Origin of the sequence: Enterobacter cloacae complex sp. BZL2005, assembly GCF_049238885.1 — a bacterium.
Lineage (GTDB): Bacteria > Pseudomonadota > Gammaproteobacteria > Enterobacterales > Enterobacteriaceae > Enterobacter > Enterobacter roggenkampii.
In genome coordinates, this window is record NZ_JBMKGI010000010.1 from 104,508 (window position 1) to 123,823 (window position 19,316).

The 19,316-nt window shown below is 57.6% G+C and carries 20 protein-coding genes; 7 read left to right on the forward strand and 13 right to left on the reverse strand.

Annotated elements, in window-relative coordinates; all coding sequences use genetic code 11:
• Nucleotides 1-2 precede the first annotated feature (2 nt).
• The gene (acpT, locus tag ACOTXI_RS16910) at nt 3-611 is read left to right on the forward strand and encodes a 4'-phosphopantetheinyl transferase AcpT (protein WP_008503095.1); all 609 of its coding nucleotides are present in this window, start codon (nt 3-5) and stop codon (nt 609-611) included.
• On the opposite strand, the gene arnF is transcribed toward acpT, so the two are convergent.
• From arnF to ACOTXI_RS16950, 8 genes are all read right to left on the reverse strand, one after another.
• Nucleotides 568-948 carry a 4-amino-4-deoxy-L-arabinose-phosphoundecaprenol flippase subunit ArnF gene (gene arnF / locus ACOTXI_RS16915; RefSeq protein WP_008503096.1) on the reverse strand — a complete coding sequence of 127 codons (381 nt, stop codon included), beginning with the start codon at nt 946-948 and terminating at the stop codon, nt 568-570. The two genes, acpT and arnF, sit on opposite strands and share 44 nt — an antisense overlap.
• The gene (arnE, locus tag ACOTXI_RS16920) at nt 945-1,280 is read right to left on the reverse strand and encodes a 4-amino-4-deoxy-L-arabinose-phosphoundecaprenol flippase subunit ArnE (protein WP_023326251.1); all 336 of its coding nucleotides are present in this window, start codon (nt 1,278-1,280) and stop codon (nt 945-947) included. Before arnE ends, arnF begins: the two co-directional genes overlap by 4 nt.
• A complete protein-coding gene (arnT, locus tag ACOTXI_RS16925) occupies nt 1,280-2,935 on the reverse strand; it encodes a lipid IV(A) 4-amino-4-deoxy-L-arabinosyltransferase (RefSeq protein WP_058654977.1) in 1,656 nt (551 codons plus the stop codon). Before arnT ends, arnE begins: the two co-directional genes overlap by 1 nt.
• Entirely contained in the window at nt 2,932-3,834 is a 903-nt protein-coding gene (gene arnD / locus ACOTXI_RS16930; protein ID WP_058654978.1) for a 4-deoxy-4-formamido-L-arabinose-phosphoundecaprenol deformylase, read from the reverse strand. The genes arnT and arnD overlap by 4 nt, the downstream gene beginning before the upstream one ends.
• Nucleotides 3,831-5,813 carry a bifunctional UDP-4-amino-4-deoxy-L-arabinose formyltransferase/UDP-glucuronic acid oxidase ArnA gene (arnA, locus tag ACOTXI_RS16935; protein WP_008503100.1) on the reverse strand — a complete coding sequence of 661 codons (1,983 nt, stop codon included), beginning with the start codon at nt 5,811-5,813 and terminating at the stop codon, nt 3,831-3,833. The genes arnD and arnA overlap by 4 nt, the downstream gene beginning before the upstream one ends.
• Entirely contained in the window at nt 5,810-6,793 is a 984-nt protein-coding gene (gene arnC / locus ACOTXI_RS16940; protein ID WP_008503101.1) for an undecaprenyl-phosphate 4-deoxy-4-formamido-L-arabinose transferase, read from the reverse strand. The genes arnA and arnC overlap by 4 nt, the downstream gene beginning before the upstream one ends.
• Nucleotide 6,794: 1 nt before the next feature.
• Nucleotides 6,795-7,934, reverse strand: a complete 1,140-nt coding sequence (arnB, locus tag ACOTXI_RS16945; protein WP_058654979.1) for a UDP-4-amino-4-deoxy-L-arabinose aminotransferase — start codon at nt 7,932-7,934, stop codon at nt 6,795-6,797.
• A 326-nt stretch (nt 7,935-8,260) separates the two neighbouring features.
• Nucleotides 8,261-8,764, reverse strand: coding sequence for a phenolic acid decarboxylase (locus ACOTXI_RS16950; RefSeq protein WP_008503103.1), 504 nt, complete (start codon nt 8,762-8,764; stop codon nt 8,261-8,263).
• 99 nt (nt 8,765-8,863) lie between these two features.
• On the opposite strand from ACOTXI_RS16950, the gene ACOTXI_RS16955 reads away from it, so the two are divergent.
• Together ACOTXI_RS16955 and ACOTXI_RS16960 are read left to right on the forward strand one after the other, a co-directional pair.
• A complete protein-coding gene (locus ACOTXI_RS16955) occupies nt 8,864-9,745 on the forward strand; it encodes a LysR family transcriptional regulator (RefSeq protein ID WP_058654981.1) in 882 nt (293 codons plus the stop codon).
• Nucleotides 9,746-9,777: 32 nt separating this feature from the next.
• Nucleotides 9,778-10,572 (forward strand): SDR family NAD(P)-dependent oxidoreductase, encoded by a 795-nt coding sequence (locus ACOTXI_RS16960; RefSeq protein WP_021242161.1) that lies wholly within the window; start codon nt 9,778-9,780, stop codon nt 10,570-10,572.
• A gap of 5 nt (nt 10,573-10,577) precedes the next feature.
• Here the strand turns inward: ACOTXI_RS16960 and ACOTXI_RS16965 are convergent, their stop codons facing one another.
• Complete coding sequence (locus ACOTXI_RS16965) at nt 10,578-11,105, reverse strand: NlpC/P60 family protein (RefSeq protein WP_031275168.1); 528 nt, start codon at nt 11,103-11,105, stop codon at nt 10,578-10,580.
• A 239-nt stretch (nt 11,106-11,344) separates the two neighbouring features.
• Between ACOTXI_RS16965 and ACOTXI_RS16970 the strand changes: the two genes are divergently transcribed.
• Nucleotides 11,345-12,004, forward strand: a complete 660-nt coding sequence (locus tag ACOTXI_RS16970) for an HAD family hydrolase (RefSeq protein WP_072205938.1) — start codon at nt 11,345-11,347, stop codon at nt 12,002-12,004.
• 65 nt (nt 12,005-12,069) lie between these two features.
• Here ACOTXI_RS16970 and ACOTXI_RS16975 read toward each other — a convergent pair whose 3' ends face one another.
• Together ACOTXI_RS16975 and ACOTXI_RS16980 are read right to left on the reverse strand one after the other, a co-directional pair.
• Nucleotides 12,070-13,095, reverse strand: coding sequence for a TerC/Alx family metal homeostasis membrane protein (locus tag ACOTXI_RS16975; RefSeq protein WP_008503109.1), 1,026 nt, complete (start codon nt 13,093-13,095; stop codon nt 12,070-12,072).
• 163 nt (nt 13,096-13,258) lie between these two features.
• Entirely contained in the window at nt 13,259-13,657 is a 399-nt protein-coding gene (locus ACOTXI_RS16980; protein WP_008503110.1) for a potassium channel family protein, read from the reverse strand.
• 315 nt (nt 13,658-13,972) lie between these two features.
• On the opposite strand from ACOTXI_RS16980, the gene ACOTXI_RS16985 reads away from it, so the two are divergent.
• On the forward strand, nt 13,973-15,310 hold the full coding sequence (locus ACOTXI_RS16985; protein WP_058654982.1) for an MFS transporter: 1,338 nt from the start codon (nt 13,973-13,975) through the stop codon (nt 15,308-15,310).
• A gap of 34 nt (nt 15,311-15,344) precedes the next feature.
• On the opposite strand, the gene ACOTXI_RS16990 is transcribed toward ACOTXI_RS16985, so the two are convergent.
• Entirely contained in the window at nt 15,345-16,082 is a 738-nt protein-coding gene (locus ACOTXI_RS16990) for an IclR family transcriptional regulator (RefSeq protein WP_039267175.1), read from the reverse strand.
• A gap of 169 nt (nt 16,083-16,251) precedes the next feature.
• Between ACOTXI_RS16990 and ACOTXI_RS16995 the strand changes: the two genes are divergently transcribed.
• Nucleotides 16,252-16,944: an RraA family protein gene (locus ACOTXI_RS16995; RefSeq protein WP_008503113.1), complete on the forward strand. Its 693-nt coding sequence runs from the start codon at nt 16,252-16,254 to the stop codon at nt 16,942-16,944.
• Nucleotides 16,944-17,882, forward strand: a complete 939-nt coding sequence (locus ACOTXI_RS17000) for an NAD(P)-dependent oxidoreductase (RefSeq protein ID WP_058654983.1) — start codon at nt 16,944-16,946, stop codon at nt 17,880-17,882. Before ACOTXI_RS16995 ends, ACOTXI_RS17000 begins: the two co-directional genes overlap by 1 nt.
• 32 nt (nt 17,883-17,914) lie before the next feature.
• Here the strand turns inward: ACOTXI_RS17000 and ACOTXI_RS17005 are convergent, their stop codons facing one another.
• Nucleotides 17,915-19,111 carry an NAD(P)/FAD-dependent oxidoreductase gene (locus ACOTXI_RS17005; protein WP_058654993.1) on the reverse strand — a complete coding sequence of 399 codons (1,197 nt, stop codon included), beginning with the start codon at nt 19,109-19,111 and terminating at the stop codon, nt 17,915-17,917.
• Between the last annotated feature and the right edge of the window lie 205 nt (nt 19,112-19,316).

Sequence of the window (19,316 nt, forward strand, 5' to 3'; positions counted from 1 at the left end):
CTATGTACCAGTTTGTACTGGGAAAAATACCCACCCTTTGCGCGGACCCGCTGGCGTCAACGTTCGCAGACAGCGCACCTCAGGGTGCTCGCAATGCCTCATGGCTGGCTGGCAGGATGCTGCTCGCCAGAGCGTTGTCCCCTCATCCGCTCCCCGACATTATTTACGGCGAGCAGGGGAAACCGGCCTTTGCGGAGGGCCATCCGCTGTGGTTCAACCTGAGCCACAGCGGTGACGATATCGCCTTGCTGATGAGCGATGAAGGCGAAGTCGGCTGTGATATCGAAGTGATTCGCCCCAGGAAGAACTGGCAGGCGTTAGCGAATGCCGTCTTCAGCATGACGGAGCATGATGAGCTTGAGCGCGAAGCGCCAGAGGAACGGCTTGCCGCCTTCTGGCGTATCTGGACGCGAAAAGAGGCAATCATCAAGCAGCGTGGCGGTAGCGCCTGGCAGATTGTCAGCATCGACAGCACGGCACCGTCGCACTCGGTCAGCCAGGTGCAGATCGGCTCACTCAGCCTGGCCGTTTGTACGTCGACCCCTTACACCCTGACCACCGAGTCGATTATCCACGTCGGGGCAGGAAAATCACCAGTACACCCAACATAATAAACACGACGCCGACCAGCCCGTGCCAGGAGAAGCTTTCTCCCCAGCCCGGCAGCAGGATCGCGGCGCCCCACACCAGGATATAGCTAAGACTCAGCAAGGCATACGCTTTGCTGAGCGCCATGCGATGCAGCGCCAGGTACCAGCAGCCCATAGAAGCCACATACCCCATCAACCCCAGCAGCAGCGCGCCCGTGCCGGACGAGACGTGCCACAGCGCGGAAATAAACGTCAGAATCTCGCTGACCGGCGGCAGTGCCTGCATGGCATCGCGCAGCAACAGCTGCGCGGCGCTGACTAACAGCACGCTGCATAAGGCCCAGAACGCCCCTTTCACAGGCTCCCTCCCAGGATAACAATCCCAATGATGATCAACCCCACCCCCAGCCAGTGATGCGAGGCGACGTTTTCACGCCAGAATACCTTCGCCGCCAGCGTCACCCAGACAAAATTGAGGCTCAGCATAGGGTAGGCAATGCCGACAGGCAGGCGCTGCAGCACCACCAGCCAGACCAGCATCCCGCTGCCCAGCGCCAGCAGAGCCAGGCCAAGCCACAGCGCGATATGCACGCCACGCCGCCCGGCTTTCGCCGGACGGGTAGCCTGTTTCTGGCACAGCTGTCCTGCACAGCTGAGCAGGCTTGCCAGTATCAGCCAGATCCAGGTCATCACTTCGGCAGATACTGCAGGTAGGCCAGACGGCCCTGGATATACAGGCTGTCCGGTTCTGGCAGATCCGCCCGCGAAAGGTCATCGCGTTTTGACAGCAGGATAACCAGCGATACGCGTCCCTGCTGACGGTGCTCAGCCAGCCACTGCGCGAAGTCATCTTTACCGACAAAACGATCTTTCACATCAGGATAATCCAGCCCGTAGCGCAGTTCGCCACTCTGACCAAACAGCGTGATGTCATTGCGCTTCAGCTCCCACGCCAGGCCAGCGGCCAGGCCCACGTTATTGGCCAAGACAAATCGGCTGTCCTGAAGCGGCTCGCGCACGGTGTCGACCAGCGACTGCGGCTGTTTGGAATCCACCACCAGGTTAGGAATGGCAAAACCGATCAGCAGCGCCAGGCCCGCAGGGCAGAGCGCCGCAAGCCACCAGCGCTGCTGACTCTGCCTGAACGTAAACCAGCCGACCGCGGCCCAGATGAGGAACGCGACCACCGCGCAGAACACTTTATACAGTTCAACCGAGGACCAGACCGGATGCTTAGCCAGCCCCCACGGAGAGACCACCAGCGCCGCCACCATGCCAATAACGCCAAACGCCAGGTTGATCCCGCCGTTAATGCGTAACGCTCTGGCGCCCTTCTCCGCCGCGAGGCAGGCATAGCGCGCCATCAGGATCGCCAGCGGGGCAAAGCACGGCAGGATATAGGTCGGCAGCTTGCCTTTGGCGATGCTGAAGAACAGCAGCGGCATTATCACCCATCCCAGCAGATAGAATCCGCCGCCCGCGTTTTGTCGGTCACGCCAGCCGAGACGGAACGCGCCGGGCAGCAGCGCCAGCCACGGCAGGCTACCCGCGATCAGGAACGGCACGTAGTACCAGAACGGGGCTTTGTGCTGCGCGTCGCTCTGGGCGAAACGCTGAATATGCTCAACCCAGAAGAAGTAACGCCAGAAGTCAGGCTCACGCTGCGCAATGGCCAGCCCCCATGGCAGAACAATCAGCACGCAGCTCAGGATCGCGAGCCAGCCAAAAATCAGCACCTCTTTCCAGCGCTTCTGGGCGATCACCCACGGCAGCACGCCAATCACCGGTACCGCCAGCGCCAGGAAGCCTTTGGTCATCACCCCCATCCCGCAGGCCAGCCCAAGCAGCACATAGCCCCCCGCTTTTCCGGCAACGGTCTGGGCCTGTGACGCCAGCCAGAAGCTGCACATCGCCGCCACCAGCCACAGGGTGATGATGGGATCCAGCACCGCATACGTGCCGATGCCATACACCAGGAACAGGGTCAGGAAGATCAGGCCGGAGAAAATGGCTGTCCGCTTATCCCGCCAGAGACGCCAGGCCATCCAGATGACCAGCAGCGCCGCTAAACCGGTGGAGAAGATAGACCCGGCGCGCACGGCGAGGTTCGTGTGCCCGAACAGCATCTGCCCGATGCTGTTGATCCAGTAGCCAGCAATCGGCTTTTCAAAGTAACGCAGCCCCAAAAAATGCGGGACAACCCAGTCTCCGGAGGCCAGCATTTCGCGGCTGATTTCCGCATAGCGCGTTTCATCAGGCTGCCAAAGCAGGCGGATATCAACCGGGATGAGGTAGTAAACGATAAACAGTGCGAGAAGCGCTAAGCCATAACGGGCTGTTTTCATTGGACCGGACTCACGGTTTGTTGATAGCCAAGCCAGCCTTCCCGGCCAGCCAGTTCATTGCGGACCACTTTGCCCACGGGCAGGGTGCTGAGGTCGTCTGGCAGCAGCTCGCTTAACGGGCAAAACGCAATGCCCTCCTGAGCGGCCATCGTCAGCAGTTCGTCGAAATCATGCTGATACGCAATCCCTTCCACTTCGGCATGGATGGTATACACCGGCGTACCGGCGTCATGATGAATGCGGTCCAGGATGTAGCGATTGAACTCATCAGCTTTCACCTCACGCCCGACCACTTCATCCCAGGTGGGAAGCGTGACCGGAATTTGCACCGTACCGTAGCGATTTTCGCCCAACAGCGGCAAAAAGGGCCCGGTTCCGCGGCAATCGCTGTTGTAGCGAAACGCAAAGGCTTCTTTGGCCTTCACGACGCGCTGATCCGCACGCCATCCCGCCACGGCGGAGCAGCGCACGGGCTGACCGATAATGGCCTCCAGTTCCAGCATCCCACGCTCGACCTCACGGGACAGGCGCGGGATATCCCAGACGCCCGCCCAGGCTTGCCAGGCATGGTGATCCCAGGCGTGCAGACCCACCTCATGATGCTGTGCCGCCTCACGGATAACCGCTTCATTACCCGCGCCGATGCGTCTGCCGGGCCAGGCGGTGCCGGCCAGCAAAATATCCCAGCCGTAGAGGGATGCTGCGCGCGAGCGCAGCATTTTGAACAGAAATGCCGGTTTAACCAGACGCCATAAATGGCGTCCCATGTTGTCAGGCCCCACGCTGAAGAAAATGCTGGAGCGCACGCCGTGCTTGCTCAGCAGTTCCAGCAGTTTGGGTACGCCGTCACGCGTTCCCCTGAAGGTGTCGACATCAATGCGTAAACCGACTTTTTTCATGAGACCTGTTCCGACAGCTCCACGGTGCGCAGGAAGAAATCAAGCGTTTCATCAATGGTTTGTTCCATCTTCACCGTCGGCGTCCAGTTCAGGCAGCGCTTCGCATTGCGAATGCTTGGCTTACGGTGCTCAACGTCCTGATACCCTTTACCGTAGTAGCTGCTGCTTTCCACTTCGCGGAAGCCGGCAAACGGCGGGAATTTATCGCGCAGCGGATGACGCTCAAAGCTGGCCAGCAGCATCTCGGCCAGCTCGCGAATGCTCGCTTCGTTGTCCGGGTTGCCGATGTTAATGATTTCACCGTTGCAGCGATTATCTTTGTTTTCGATGATGCGGAACAGCGCTTCGATACCGTCGCTGATATCCGTAAAGCAGCGTTTCTGTTTCCCGCCTTCGATAAGCTTGATTGGCGAGCCTTCCACCAGGTTCAGGATCAGCTGGGTGATCGCACGGGAGCTGCCGATACGCGCCGCGTTCAGGTTATCCAGACGCGGACCCATCCAGTTGAACGGACGGAACAGGGTAAAGCGCAGGCCCTCTTTCTCACCGTAGGCCCAAATCACGCGGTCCAGCAGCTGTTTGGAGACGGAGTAAATCCAGCGCTGTTTGTTGATCGGCCCGACCACCAGGTTGGAGGTGTCTTCATCGAAGTTCTTATCGGTACACATGCCGTACACTTCAGAGGTGGACGGGAAGATGATGCGCTTGTCGTATTTCACGCAGTCGCGGATGATCTTCAGGTTCTCTTCGAAGTCCAGCTCAAACACGCGCAGCGGGTTACGGGTGTACTCGATTGGCGTGGCAATGGCGACCAGCGGCAGCACCACGTCGCATTTCTTAATGTGGTATTCAATCCACTCGGAGTGGATGCTGATGTCCCCTTCCACGAAGTGGAAGCGCGGGTTGTCGAGGAAACGGCTGATCGCATCCGCGCCAATATCCAGGCCGTAGATTTCGTAGTTATCGTCTTTGAGCAGACGTTCGGTCAGGTGGTTACCGATAAAACCGTTCACGCCGAGGATCAGCACGCGGGTACGGCGTTTGATGGCCACCACCGGCGCGCTGGTGATCAGCGCCCCGGCCACCAGCCCCAGCGACTGCGCCAGCTGGGTGCCCTGAACGTACAGGCCGTTGTCGGTTTGGCCAGTAACGATCTCCAGCGCCTGCTCGCCGCAGCTCACAATCAGCGGGGAGACGGAGACGACGGTGCCCGGTTTTGCCGCCGGAATGTCGTCACGCACGCGGGATTTCCAGACGATGAACTTGCTGACGCCCGCAAAGCTGTAGGCGCCCGGCCACGGGTCGGTCACGGCGCGCACCAGGTTGTGCAGCTGGCGGGCCGGTTTGTTCCAGTCCAGACGACCATCTTCCGGCGCGCGGCGGCCAAAGCAGCTTGCCTTGCTCTCGTCCTGCGCGGTTTCGCTGAAGGTGCCGTTAAGGATGCCCGGCAGCGCATCGCGCAGCAGCGTCTGTGCCGTCGCGTTCAGCTTTTGATGCAGCTGCAGCGCGGTGTCGTCCGCATCAATAGCGACCTTCTGCTGCGCCACGATAGCGCCCGCATCCGCACGGCGCACCATGCGGTGCAGCGTCACGCCCGTTTCCGTTTCACCGTTCACCAGCACCCAGTTCAGCGGGGCGCGGCCACGGTAGGCAGGCAGCAGAGAACCATGAAGATTAAAGGCGCCTTTTGCAGCCAGGCCTAAGATCTCGTCGGAGAGCAGGTTGCGATAGTAAAACGAGAAGATGACGTCAGGCGCGAGGGCGCGGATGCGCTCCACCCACAGCGGGTGGTTGACGTCGTCTGGCGCATAAACCGGAATACCACGCTCGGCGGCGATACGCGCCACGGAGCCGAAAAAGTTATTCTCTCCAGCCGTGTCCGGATGGGTAAAGATTGCCGCAATGTCATAGCCCGCTTCCAGCAGGGCCTGCGTGCCCGTGCACCCCATATCGTGATAGGCAAATACAACAGCTTTCATGGGTGAATTTCCTCTTGAGATGCTTTGTGTTCCTGACGGACAACACGTTGAATAAAGTAGCGCGGACGCGCGCGAACGTCGTTATAGATTCGGCCAATGTATTCACCGAGGAGCCCCATCCCGACAAACTGGGCGCCGATGAACATAAACAGCACGGCAAAGAGCATGAAGACCCCTTCCGCCGCCCACTGCGGGCCAAAGACCAGTCGCAGCACCACCAGCAGAACGGACAGCGCGAAACCGGCCACGGCGATGATGCTGCCGAACACGCTCAGCAGACGCAGCGGCGTGGTGGTCAGGCAGGTGATGAGGTCGTACATCAGGTTGATGAGGCGCATAAAGCTGTACTTCGACTCCCCGTGCTCGCGCTCGGCGTGCAGGACCGGGATTTCCGTTGCCTTGCGGGCAAAGGTATTCGCCAGAATCGGAATGAAAGTGCTGCGCTCGTGGCAATGCAGCATGGCGTCGACGATATGGCGGCGGTAGGCACGAAGCATGCAGCCGTAATCGCCCATCGCTTTACCGGTCGTGCGCTGGATCAGACGGTTGATGGTGCGCGAGGCCAGCTTGCGGAACAGGCTGTCCTGACGGTTCTGACGGACCGTGCCGACCACGTCATAGCCTTCGTCGGCTTTGGCCACCAGGCGCGGGATCTCTTCCGGCGGGTTTTGCAGGTCCGCGTCCAGGGTGATAATCAGATCGCCCGTGACGTGGCTAAACCCCGCCATAATCGCCGAGTGCTGGCCGTAGTTACGGTTGAGCAGCACGGCAACGATGTGGCTGCCTTCAGCCTGCGCGGCTTCGGTCATCATCAGCGCGGAATTATCGCTACTGCCGTCATCCACCAGCAGAATTTCGTAGGCCTTGCCCATCGTGTCGCAGGCGGCCGTTGTACGGCGGATCAGTTCGGGCAGGCTCTCCTGCTCGTTATAAACCGGGATGACCACGGATACTTTTTGTACAGGCGGTGCACTGAACATATCAATGTCCTGCAAGCTGATGGAGTGCGGTAATGACGCGGGTTGTGTCGTCATGAGTCATGTCCGGGAAAAGAGGGAGAGAACAAATACGTGCGCTATTCCATTCAGAATTCGGGAGCGATACATCAGGAAAACGCTCGCGGTAGTATTTTTGCGTGTGGGCCGCGCGGAAATGGAGGCCGGTACCGATGCCTTTCTCTTTCAGCGCCGCCATCAGGTTGTCGCGTGAGATCCCGCAGCGCGCTTCATCCACGCGAATAATAAACAGGTGCCAGGCGTGCTCATGCGGCCATGACGGGATGGTGAGCGGCTGGAACGGCGTATCGGCAAGCTCCCGCAGGTAGCGTTGTGCTATTTCCTCACGGCGCCTGTTGGCCTCTTTCAGTTTGCCTAACTGCACCAGCGCCAGCGCGGCGTTGATGTCCGCCAGGTTGTATTTATAGCCCGGCGCGATCACTTCCGCCTGCGGCGCGCGGCCGTGCGTCTGGCGATCATAGGCGTCTACGCCCAGGCCATGGAATTTCAGACTGCGGATCCGCTGTGCCAGCTGGGCATTATCCGTGACCACCAGGCCGCCTTCCGCGCAGGTCATGTTTTTAATGGCGTGGAAGGAGAAAATTGCCGTTCCTTTCGAGCCCACGTGACGGTTTTTGTAATACGTTCCGGCGGCATGGGCCGCATCTTCAATCACCGGAATACCGTGACGTTCACCGATGGCATGAATTGCGTCGATATCACACGGCGCGCCGGCATAGTGAACGGGAATAATGGCTTTAGTGCGCGGGGTAATAGCGGCTTCCACGGCTTCTGGCGTCACCATTAATGTATCTTTGTCCACATCAATCATGACCGGCGTGGCGCCCAGCAATACGATCATATTCAGCGTGGAGACCCAGGTCTGGGAAGGGGTAATAACTTCATCGCCCGGGCCAATATCCAGCGCCATCAGCGTAACGTGCATGCCCGCGGTGGCTGAACAGAGGGCAATCGCATGCTGGTTCCCGGTAAGTTGACAGAATGCCTCTTCAAGTTGCTGATTCTTAGGCCCTGTGGTGATCCAGCCCGACATCAAAACGTCCTGAAGCGCCGCAATTTCCTCAGCGCCCATCGACGGCCGCGAAAAAGGCAGAAAATCACTCATTATTAATTTCCTTGCAATCAAAATGGCATGTTTTTGATATTAACCAAATGCCAGCCCGCTTATTTCAACGAACCATAAACTCATATCAAAGTAGCTCTCTTTCCTTAGGGAAAAATTAAGACAGCGTTTACAACGCTATAAGACAACTAGCAGCCAATTGAAAAACAACAAGTTAATTTTATATTAAATATTTTTGATGTGATCTTCCGCAACATTTTGAAATGGAAACATTTAAACCAATCCTCAACAAACAAAAAAAATCCCGGCTATTTCAAAATAATATGAAATAGCCGGGAACTTTTCTATTTAGTTAATTGTCGCGCTTATTACAGGTTATCTGGAAAGTTTTTCGGTAATTCACTGGCCGCGCAGGCGATCACGCTTTCATTATTGGCACCACAGTCGCGTACAAAGGTGATTGTGGCAAATTCATCAATCACTTCGGTTGGATACGCCGGGCCCGCATCACGGTAGCTGTTCATCAGCGGAATATGATCGTTCTGGAAGCAGACGGTTTTTTCCGGGTTGTTCATGACCCAGCGCGGGAAGAAAATGGTGCCGTGGAACAGTTTGTCGCCCAGGTTCACAATCAGGCTGACGTCGGTGCCGGTTGGCTCGGTCCAGGAAATTTTATAGATGCTCTCCCCTACCCGCACGATGTAAGCCTGCTGATCTTTCACCCAACGGTTGGCCACCAGACCGCTGTGAATACGGTAATCCAGGGTCGTCTCATTTTTGACGTAAATCTCGTAGTTCCAGCCGTTGTCATAGGTATAAACAAGGTGTTTGCCAACGAAGCCGCTTAAGTCGTGTTTGTCGAAGGTGTTCATAAGATGTCTCCTTTGTTTTGATGAGACGATCGTACCCCTTCAAAAATTGAATGAATAACGCTATGTTTTAATCAAATTCATCCAAATTTTAGATAAATTATGCATAAGACGACGCTGGAACAATGGTCTTTACTGGAAAGAGTGGTCGAGGCGGGCAGCTTTGCCAAAGCCGCAGAAGAGACCCACCGCAGCCAGTCCTCGGTGAGCTATAACCTGTCGCTGCTGCAGGAGCGGCTGGGCGTGGCCCTCCTGGTGCCGGAAGGACGACGGGCGGTGTTAACGCCGGCAGGAGAACTGCTGCTCAACCAGGTGAAACCGCTGCTGAAAGCCTTTTCGTACGTTGAGACGCGCGCAGCGACCCTTCGCAACGGAATGCGCACGCGGCTGGATCTGGTGGTGGATTCCATTTTCCCCCGCCGCCGCCTGTTTGCCATTCTGCGCCAGTTCCAGCAGCAGTATCCGCAAACCCAGGTACGCCTCACCGAGGTGCTGGAAAACACCCGGAACGATGCCATTAACGACGAAGCCGATGTGATGGTTCTCACCCGCCGCCAGGACATGACCGGGCTCGGCGAATGGCTGATGAATATCGACTTTGTTGCCGTGGCCCACCATCAGCATCCTCTCTTTCACCTCGACGCGCCGCTTAACGACGACATGCTACGCCCGTGGCCGCTCATTCAGATTGCGGACAGCCAGCCCGCCGCGCGCGCGGCCGGTGAGTCATGGACCTTCTCCACCATCGATGCCGCCATTGAGGCCGTCCTCTCTCAGGTCGGCTACGGCTGGCTGCCAGAAGAACGCATCCTGACCCAGCTGGATCAAGGCATCCTGAAACGCCTGCCGCTGAGCCACGGTGCACGCAGAGCGACGCCGCTTCACCTGATTGTTAAGCGCTCCCTCGCCCCGCTTGACGAGCAGGTGGAGACGCTGCTGCGCCTTTTTAGCCAGGAGCCGTCATCCTCACCTGCTACGCTTTAAGGTCCGAACGTTAAAACGATAAGGAGCGGATGATGAAAATCGACTTTACGGGGAAAGTGGCGCTGGTGACCGCCTCAACCGGCGGGATCGGGTTCGCCATTGCCAGAGGGCTGGCAGAAAGCGGTGCCGAGGTGATCGTTAATGGCCGCAGCACGGAATCGGTGAATAAAGGCATTCAGCAGCTGCAGCAGGTGGTGCCGGGCGTGCAGGTGCGCGCCGCGATTGCCGATCTCAGCACGGCGGAAGGGGTCGAGTCGCTGCTGAAGGTGGCGAATAACGTCGATATTCTGGTTAACAACGCCGGGATTTACGGCCCGCAGGATTTCTATGCCACCGACGATGAGACCTGGGAGCGTTACTGGCAGACCAACGTGATGTCCGGCGTGCGTCTTTCCCGCGCCCTCCTGCCGGGCATGGTGCAAAAGGGCTGGGGACGGGTGGTGTTTATCTCCTCCGAGTCGGCCTGCAATATCCCGGCGGATATGATCCACTACGGCGTGACCAAAACGGCGCAGCTCTCCCTGGCGCGCGGGCTGGCGAAGTTCGTGGCGGGAAGCGGCGTGACGGTCAACAGCGTCTTGCCGGGGCCAACGATGTCGGACGGTTTCGCAGAGATGATGAAGGATGAAATCGAAAAAACCGGTAAATCGCTGGAGCAGCTGGCGAAAGAGTTTGTGATGGCCAACCGCCCCAGCTCGGTGATCCAGCGCGCGGCCACGGTAGAAGAGGTGGCCAATATGGTGATTTATGTCTGTTCGCCCCAGGCTTCCGCCACCTCGGGCGCGGCGCTGCGCGTCGATGGCGGCGTGGTAGATGACATCATCTGAGGCTGTCAGGCCGCACTGCCTGCAACCCGACGGGCAGTAATGTAGTGCGCCTGCCAGTAAGCATCCGTCAGGGTTGAGACCGTGACGCCCTGGCTGCTTGAGGCATGAATAAACTGGCTATTGCCAATATACACGCCGACATGCCTGCGGTTCGGACCCGTCTGGAAGAACACCAGATCTCCGGGCCTCAGGCGGTATTGCGTCACCTGCACCCCGCGGTGGATCTGCTCGCCGGTCGTGCGCGGTAAGTTAAGATGCGCCACATCGCTGAACAGGTGCTGCATGAGCGCGGAGCAATCCACCCCGCGGCGCGTGGTTCCGCCCCACTGATACTGGGTCCCCTTCCACTTTTGGTATTGATCAAGGATGCGCGCGCGCAGCGGGCCCGTATCCTGTTGCATCAGTGCAGATTTCGCTGGCGAGACGGCCAGGTCACTGTTCATCGATAGCATCGACGCGGGGAGTTGAAAACTGAATGCAGAAAACGAAGCAAAACTTAACGTCAGGATTGAAATAAACGATCTAAGAGTCATATCAAGAAAGCAGTAGTGAGTGAGTTTTTCCTTACCTGTGGGGCCAAAGGGTTCCCCTGAATATCGTGCTATGTGGCGATAATATAGACAGATCATTTTTTCACCAATTCTTATCGAGGCCAAAAATGGACTCACTTTAAGATCGCAAGATCGAGAAAAAAATGGTGGTGATGTAAGGACTGTCCTGGTAAAGCAGGTAAACTGATCCACAGAATGTGTATTTCAGCTAAGACGTATTTATGACCAATATGATTGCCGACGAGACGGTGGCGAAATCCAGCGTGCTCTCTGTCTTTGACTTTGATGGGACGTTAACACACCACGACAGCTTTATTCCTTTCCTGCGCTTTGCCTTCGGGAAACGCTACTTCGCGGGCCGTCTGGTGCGTATGGCGCTGCCTACGCTTCACTGCGTGCGTCGCAAGCTGACGCGCGATGAGCTAAAGGAAGTGCTGATCAAAACGTTCCTGACGGGCGTGGATGAACACTGGTTGCGCCAGCAGGCGGAAGCGTTTTGCGAAAAATACTGGAGCAAGCTGATGCGCCCCGAAGGGGTTCTGGCCGTGGCGGCAGAGGTGAATTCCGGTGCGGAGGTGACCATCTGTTCCGCGTCTCCGGCGCTGGTGCTTCAGCCGTGGGCTGACAAACTGGGCATTAAGCTGATTGGCACGCAGCTGGAAGTGAAAAACGGCAAGCTGACGGGGCGCATCACGGGCCATAACTGCCGCTGCGCCCAGAAGGTGGCCAGGCTGGAAAAAGTGTATGGCGATCTGAACGCCTATCACCTGCGCGCCTGGGGGGACACCCGCGGCGACCACGAGCTGCTGGCGGCGGCGCAGGATCCGCACTGGCGGCACTTCCACCCGCCGCGCAAGCGCCGCAATTCACCCATCAAATAGCCTTTTTGCCGGGTGGCGGCTGCGCCTTACCCGGCCTACATTCGAAAGCGCCACCGGGCGGTACATCAGGCTTCTCGTTTACCCGGGAACATCACGCTCGCAATAATTCCCAGCGCCAGCACGCCCAATACCACAAACAGGCTGGCCGTCGCGCCAATGCTGTAACCGTGATGCCAGAAGTGATCGGTGGCATTTAACCCCAGCTTGAACGCCACGAAGAACAGCAGCAGCACCACCGCTTTCTCGAGATGCACCAGATACTGCTTCAGCGCTTCCAGCACGAAGTAAAGGGTACGCAGGCCGAGAATAGCGAACATCATGGCGCTGTAGATAATCAGCGGCTCACGGCTGACGGCGATAATGGCCGGCACGGAGTCAAACGCGAACATCACGTCTGAGAGTTCCACCACCGCCACGCAGAGCAGCAGCGGGGTCGCATAGCGCTTCGCCTTCTTCACGCGCCCAACCATCACGTCCTGGTTTTCCGGCTTTTCAAGCTCCGCATCCACCTCTTTCTGCGTCAGAATAAAGGCGTTGCTGCTGATTTTCGGCCAGACCGGATAGAAGCGTTTCACCAGGCGATAGGCGAGATGACCCGAGTAATCTTCCACTTCGTCACTCTCTTCATTGCGTCGGAGCATCATTACCGCCGTCCAGCCGACGACCAGCGCGAAAATCACTTCGACGTAGGGCCCCAGACTTAACAGGCTGGTGCCGATAGCCACGAAAATACCGCGGAAGACAATCGCCCCCAGCACGCCCCAGTAGAGTACGCGGTGACGGTACTTATCCGGCACGCCGAACCAGGCGAAGATCGCCATCATCACAAACAGGTTATCGACGGAGAGCACCTCCTCCAGCGCATAACCGGTGAGGAACAGGCTCGCCATCTCGGCGCCGTGGTGAACGTACAGGAACCCGGCGAAGGCCATCGCCATCATGACCCAGAAGAGGGACCACATTGCGGCGCTTTTCAGCGAGATCGGTTTATCGTGACGGTGCATAAAGAGGTCGATAAACATCGCCCCAACGGCCATCACTACAAAGACAACAACGGTTTCCGTCGGGAAACCGAGATGAGCAGCAGACATACAAAACCCTTTTATAGAGGCAAAGCACAGCACCATGCAGGCTGGCGTAAACCAGCAGAGAAAAAGGGTGGGCTGTTTATCACATCCACCCTCAAAACCGCAGCGCGACGGCCGCGTAAGGGGTGTACTTTACCTTACCAGATGGGGATTGCACATCTACCGTTTAGGCGCTCATGCCACGCAAACGCTGCAGCACTGCGACCAGAACCGCCACAGACCAGCCTACCATCAATGCGCCCACCAGTCCTTCCACCCCGCCGATGAGCCGCCAGTGCTGGGGTAACGTGACGTCGCCGTACCCTACCGTCGCGTAGCTGACCAGCGAAAAGTAGAAGCTGGTGTTCCAGTCATTAAACGCGTCGATGACAAAATAAAAGGCAGCAAACAGCCCGGCCTCCAGGAGATGGGCGAAAATCATAGAGATCACGATACCGACATTGCGTAAAACAATGCGTACCGCAGAATCGACGTCTAACGTGATGAATTTTAAAACACCAAACATCCACAGCGAATGAATGACCACGGTTAGGGTAAGCAAAATAATAATGCTGAGTAGCTGCATGGTACGTGCTCTGACCAAAAGGAGTATGGCCCCGCGAGCGCGGCGGGGCATCTGGTCGAAGCTTAGTCGAAGGGAGAGGAAAAGTTGGTGCAATAATTGCGTTACGTGATTATTTCTCTGCCGGCACGTCCTGCTTGCGGCTGGTCAGTAGCCTTGAGCGATATCCGCAGCGCACTATCTGTGAGTCACCTCTTATTTACATCATTTAAACCTTCCATTAACTGGATAAAAAGAACGCGCCGTCGCTATAGTGGTTTTGTTTAATAAAACTAAGTTGTACCTAATAAAACAAAGAACACACCCTGCGAGGATACAATGACAGAACATTTACGTAACGGCGCGACCGCCACCGAGGACATAGAAAGAGAGACGATGCGGAAGGTGATCTGGCGTATTCTCCCGTTTCTGATTGTCAGTTACCTGGTCTCGATTATCGATCGCGGGAATATCGGCATGGCTTCGCTGCAGATGAATGAGGACCTTGGCCTCAGCAAAGCGGCGTTTGGCTTCGCCAGCAGCCTTTACTTCGTGGCCTATTTCCTGTTTGAGGTGCCGAGCAACCTGGCCATGCAGAAAGTCGGCGCCCGGCTGTGGATCCCGCGCATTATGATCAGCTGGGGCATCGTCTCCATGGGCATGGCGCTGGTTCAAAACACCACGTCGCTCTATATCGTCCGTTTTCTTCTCGGGGCAGCGGAAGCAGGCTTCTTCCCCGGCGTCGTGCTGTATCTGACCTGGTGGATCCCTGCCCGCTACCGCGCGCGCATTATTGCGTCCTTTATGGTCGCCATCCCGCTCGCTAACTTCATCGGCTCCCCGCTTTCCGGGGTGATACTGTCGCTGGATGGTTGGCTGGGTCTTCGCGGCTGGCATCTGCTGTTCATTATTGAAGGCTTACCTGCGGTACTGCTGGGTATTGCGGCCTGGTTTATTCTCCGGGATCGCCCTCATCAGGCGAAATGGCTCGGTGATGAACAGAAAAAGTGGCTGGAAACCACCCTTGAGACCGAACGTAGCCAGCAAAAGAACATTGGACACCAGACGACGTGGCAGCTGCTGAAGCATCGTCAAATCTGGCTGATGGCGCTGATTTACGCGGGCGCATCGTCCGCGGGCACCACTATTAGCGTCTGGTCTCCTCAGCTGCTGAAATCCTTCCATCTTGATAATCTGCAAACCGGTCTGTTTAACGCCATTCCTTACGGTCTGGCATCGGTTCTGATGATTGTCTGGGGACGACACTCCGATCGCACCAATGAACGCCGCTGGCATACTGCGCTGACGCTGTTCATGATTGCCGCCGGCGTGTTCGCTGCCTTTGTCAGCGTCTCGCTCTTTGCCACTCTCGCGATCCTGAGCATTATCCTGACGGGCGCGTATTCGATGAAAGGGCCTTTCTGGGCGCTGGCGTCCGGCTGGATGAGCAGCTCCTCGGCGGCGGCAGGGCTGGCCGCGATTGGCGCCATCGCGAACCTGATTGGCGGGGCGGTCATGGTAAATGCCTACGGCATGATCAGCGAGCGAACGGGCAGCTACACGCTGGCTATGCTTCCGCTGGCCGTGCTGTGCCTGGCCGGGGGTATCGCGGTACTCATTATGGGACGGCAGGCACGCAACGCTCAGCTACACGAAAAACAGGTCACACATTCGTGATGACAGAAGCGGGACACATGTCCCGCTTCTGCGTTTAAAGATTTTCTTCCGCCGCGTCGCTCGTTTCACCAAAGAACTGCTGACAGAAGGGCTTACTGGCTCCCATTTTCTGCGACAGACGGCTGGCCGCCGCCTTCATCAACGGGCCTATCTCCTTCTCACGACGATCTTCCGTCAGCCGTGAGATGGGGCCGGTCAGGGCTAACGCCGCAACCAGCTTGTCGTGAACGCCGAAGACAGGCATCGCAAACGCCGCGGTGTGGGGATCGCGTGCGCCTGACGTGTAGAAAGGGAGTTCAGCGTCTCCCTCCGGCAGGCTCTCATTGAGCCCCCAGTGGCGCAAGACCTTACTGATGGCCGAATTATCGAGCGGGAACTGGCTGCCGGGAAGATTGCTGTGTCGCAGGCCGTGCGACGCTTCCGCGCGAAACAGGCAAAGGCGCTGCCCGCCCTCCAGCACATACCAGCTGGCGCTCTCCTGAGACGCCAGGGATAAGGCCTGAAGCTCTGGCTGAACCACCCGCGAAAGATGGAAAGATTGTTCATACAGCTTGCCGAGGTAAAGCAGACGTGGGCCAAGCGCATAATTGCCGTCTTCATGCCTGACGACGTAATTCATCCGTTCAAGAGAATTCATCAAGCGGTAAACCGTGGTTTTGTGATAACCCGACAGCTGTGCCAGCGCGGTCAGCGTCAGGCTCTCCTCTCCAGGACGGAAGCAATCCAGTAAAGCCAGCGCTTTTTCAACCGCTACAACGCCTTCATTCCCCATCATTATCTCCTTGTTAGCCCGGCAGTGAGTGTACCTCAAATTTTGTGAGTCACTTCGTGTTTACATCACAAACGCCACCTCGGGTCTGGCTAAAAGGAAAGCAACACCGCTATAGTTGTTTTGTTCTGTACACCTGCATTGTACTCAGTAAAACAACATGGAGGCATTCATGTCCGTTTCTGAAAAAAAACCGATTAATCGCCAGTTCGAACGCGTTTCTGCCGAGGACGTTCGTCGGGCTGCCGAGTATCAGGCCGCCATTCTGGCCGACGTCGCCGGTCGCCGCGGTACGCTTCACGGCCGCATCAAACCGCTGGCTCCTCACATGTCCGTTGCGGGTCCGGCCATCACCGTGGAAGTCCGTCCGGGTGATAATCTGGCGATTCATGCCGCGATGGCGGTTGCGCAACCCGGCGATGTCCTGATCGTCGATGGCAAAGGCGACCTGAGCTGCGCGCTGCTGGGCGAAATCATGGCCACTCAGGCTCAGGCGAGCGGCATTGCGGGCATCATTATTGACGGTGCTGTACGTGACGCCGATTCCCTGAGCAAAGGCCACTACCCTGTCTTTTCTGCCGGTCTGAACCCCTGCGGCCCGACAAAGTTAATTTCTGGCCGGGTGAATCATCCCATTTCAGTCGCCGGGGCGACGGTTCAGGCAGGGGATCTGGTTGTCGCGGATATCGACGGCGTGGTCGTCATCCCGCGCGATGAGGTTCAGCAGGTTATCGCGCTGGCAAAAGAAAAGCTGGAGATGGAGACCCGGCGTCTTGCCGCCATCCGTGAAGGCGATTTGCGTCCACACTGGCTTGATGACGCGCTTCGTAAGGCAGGAATGTTAGCTGACGGGGAGACGCTGTGATGGGGGGCAAAGACGTAATTCTGGTTACCGGAAGCGACCTGGCGGAGCAGGCCATGGTGATGCTGCAGGGCTTTGAGGTGGTGTTTGCGGGCCGCCAGCCGACAGAAGATGACCTGATCGCGCTGTGTAAACGACACAATCCCGTGGCGATTCTGGTTCGTTACGGCCGGATCACCGCGAAAGTCATGGATGCCGCCCCGGCTCTGCAGGTTATTTCCAAGCACGGAAGCGGGATCGATGTGATAGACCAGACGGCAGCGGCCGAGCGCAATATCGCCGTCCGCGCGGCCCCAGGCGCAAACGCGGCGGCAGTGGCTGAACATACCTGGGCGCTGATCCTCGCCTGCGCAAAGTCCGTGGTGCCTCTGGACAAGCGGTTACGAGACGGGCACTGGGATAAGGCGACGCATAAATCCATTGAGCTGGAGGGATTAACCCTGGGGCTAATCGGATTGGGCGCTATCGGCTCGCGCGTGGCAACTATTGGTCATGCCTTCGGCATGAAGGTGCTGGCTTACGATCCCTATGCTAAATCGATGCCTGCCCTGTGCGAACGTGCAGAGACGCTGACCGGACTTCTTTCCCGTTCCGATGTCATCTCTTTGCACTGTCCGCTAACCGATGAGAATCGGGGAATGATCAATAGCGAGGCGCTCGCACACTGCAAGCGGAACGCCATTCTGGTCAATACGGCACGCGGTGGACTGATCCACAGTGAATCGTTACTGGCGGCGCTCAGGGATGGCACGCTGCACAGCGCAGCGCTGGACAGCTTTACCCAGGAGCCGCTGACGGCGCCGCACCTCTGGCAGTCCGTAGAAAACGTGGTGATTTCACCGCATATCGGCGGCGTTACCGACGCGTCATACATCAAGATGGGGACCGTGGCCGCAGGCAATATTCTGGCCGTGACGGATGCCACCACCGTCAGCTCGTAAAGCCAAGCGTGACGAGTGGCAGCGCGCTGATGTCACTTGTCTTCTGCCAGCGCCTGAGCACACGCCCAGGCACTTGCCCAGGCCCACTGGAAGTTGTACCCGCCGAGCCAGCCGGTGACGTCCATCACTTCACCGATGAAGTAGAGCCCCGGCACGTTGCGCGCTTCCATGGTACGGGAAGAGAGTTCATTCGTGTCGACTCCGCCCAGCGTGACTTCCGCCGTGCGGTAGCCTTCCGTGCCGTTTGGCTGCACGCGCCAGTTTGTTAGCGTCTCGACCAGCGTTTCCTGCTCGCGGCTGTTAAGCTGCTTGAGCGACACGTCGGGGATCTGCCCCAGCACCTGCAAACATTCCACCAGACGCTTCGGCAGCTGCATTGCCAGGGTGTTTTTCAGGCTCTGATTCGGGTGCGCGGTACGCTGTTCGTTAAGGAAGGCATCCAGATCGCAATCGGAGAGCAGGTTAACCGTGACAAACTCCCCCGGCTGCCAGTAGCTGGAGATTTGCAGGACCGCCGGGCCGGAGAGGCCGCGATGGGTAAAGAGCAGGTTTTCGCGAAACACCGTGCCGTCTTCGGCGGTGATAACGGCGGGAACGGACACGCCAGACAGCGTCTGAAGCTGTTCCAGAAGCGGTTTATGCAGCGTGAACGGCACCAGCCCGGCGCGCGTAGGCAGGACTTTCAGGCCAAACTGCTCGGCGATTTTATAGCCGAACGGGGAAGCGCCCAGCCCCGGCATAGACAGGCCGCCGCTGGCAATCACCAGTTTATCGGCGCTGACGGTTTCACCGTTGAGCTGCAGCGTGTAGCCCTGGTCATCGCGGGAAACGTCCAGCACCTCGGTGCGCAGGCGCATGACCACGCCGCCCTTCTCGCACTCGGCCACCAGCATATCGACAATCTGCTGCGCGGAGTCGTCGCAGAACAGCTGGCCCAGCGTCTTCTCATGCCATGCGATACCGTGCTTACCCACCAGGTCGATAAAGTCCCACTGGGTGTAACGCGCCAGCGCAGATTTACAAAAATGACGGTTTTGGCTCAAATAGGCCGCGGGTTCAACATACAGGTTAGTAAAGTTGCAGCGCCCGCCGCCGGACATCAGGATCTTGCGGCCTGGCTTTTTACCGTTATCCAGCAGCAGCACGCGACGACCCGCCTGTCCGGCCATTGCCGCACAAAACATACCCGCCGCACCGGCGCCAATTACCACGGCATCAAACCTTTCCACGTCAAAACCCTCTTTGTTAACTGCCGCGGATTGTAAAGTTTCCTCTGTGGTCACACCAGCGTAAAAAGATATTACAAAGCCATTCCATTGAAATTTAAAGAATATCCTTTCAGGCACTTTTCTCAATTCAGGTGGTATGTCAAAAAAAGTCTATATTTCACTTTGCCCGTTGCGCATTTGTCCTGGATAATGCGCCGCGTTCATG

What these genes read in the sequence shown, in the direction of transcription:
- acpT (WP_008503095.1), top strand. Translation starts at nt 3, where the DNA reads ATGTACCAGTTTGTACTGGGAAAAATACCCACCCTTTGCGCGGACCCG.
- arnE (WP_023326251.1), bottom strand. Translation starts at nt 1,280, where the DNA reads ATGACCTGGATCTGGCTGATACTGGCAAGCCTGCTCAGCTGTGCAGGA.
- arnT (WP_058654977.1), bottom strand. Translation starts at nt 2,935, where the DNA reads ATGAAAACAGCCCGTTATGGCTTAGCGCTTCTCGCACTGTTTATCGTT.
- arnD (WP_058654978.1), bottom strand. Translation starts at nt 3,834, where the DNA reads ATGAAAAAAGTCGGTTTACGCATTGATGTCGACACCTTCAGGGGAACG.
- arnA (WP_008503100.1), bottom strand. Translation starts at nt 5,813, where the DNA reads ATGAAAGCTGTTGTATTTGCCTATCACGATATGGGGTGCACGGGCACG.
- arnC (WP_008503101.1), bottom strand. Translation starts at nt 6,793, where the DNA reads ATGTTCAGTGCACCGCCTGTACAAAAAGTATCCGTGGTCATCCCGGTT.
- arnB (WP_058654979.1), bottom strand. Translation starts at nt 7,934, where the DNA reads ATGAGTGATTTTCTGCCTTTTTCGCGGCCGTCGATGGGCGCTGAGGAA.
- ACOTXI_RS16950 (WP_008503103.1), bottom strand. Translation starts at nt 8,764, where the DNA reads ATGAACACCTTCGACAAACACGACTTAAGCGGCTTCGTTGGCAAACAC.
- ACOTXI_RS16955 (WP_058654981.1), top strand. Translation starts at nt 8,864, where the DNA reads ATGCATAAGACGACGCTGGAACAATGGTCTTTACTGGAAAGAGTGGTC.
- ACOTXI_RS16960 (WP_021242161.1), top strand. Translation starts at nt 9,778, where the DNA reads ATGAAAATCGACTTTACGGGGAAAGTGGCGCTGGTGACCGCCTCAACC.
- ACOTXI_RS16965 (WP_031275168.1), bottom strand. Translation starts at nt 11,105, where the DNA reads ATGACTCTTAGATCGTTTATTTCAATCCTGACGTTAAGTTTTGCTTCG.
- ACOTXI_RS16970 (WP_072205938.1), top strand. Translation starts at nt 11,345, where the DNA reads ATGACCAATATGATTGCCGACGAGACGGTGGCGAAATCCAGCGTGCTC.
- ACOTXI_RS16975 (WP_008503109.1), bottom strand. Translation starts at nt 13,095, where the DNA reads ATGTCTGCTGCTCATCTCGGTTTCCCGACGGAAACCGTTGTTGTCTTT.
- ACOTXI_RS16980 (WP_008503110.1), bottom strand. Translation starts at nt 13,657, where the DNA reads ATGCAGCTACTCAGCATTATTATTTTGCTTACCCTAACCGTGGTCATT.
- ACOTXI_RS16985 (WP_058654982.1), top strand. Translation starts at nt 13,973, where the DNA reads ATGACAGAACATTTACGTAACGGCGCGACCGCCACCGAGGACATAGAA.
- ACOTXI_RS16990 (WP_039267175.1), bottom strand. Translation starts at nt 16,082, where the DNA reads ATGGGGAATGAAGGCGTTGTAGCGGTTGAAAAAGCGCTGGCTTTACTG.
- ACOTXI_RS16995 (WP_008503113.1), top strand. Translation starts at nt 16,252, where the DNA reads ATGTCCGTTTCTGAAAAAAAACCGATTAATCGCCAGTTCGAACGCGTT.
- ACOTXI_RS17000 (WP_058654983.1), top strand. Translation starts at nt 16,944, where the DNA reads ATGGGGGGCAAAGACGTAATTCTGGTTACCGGAAGCGACCTGGCGGAG.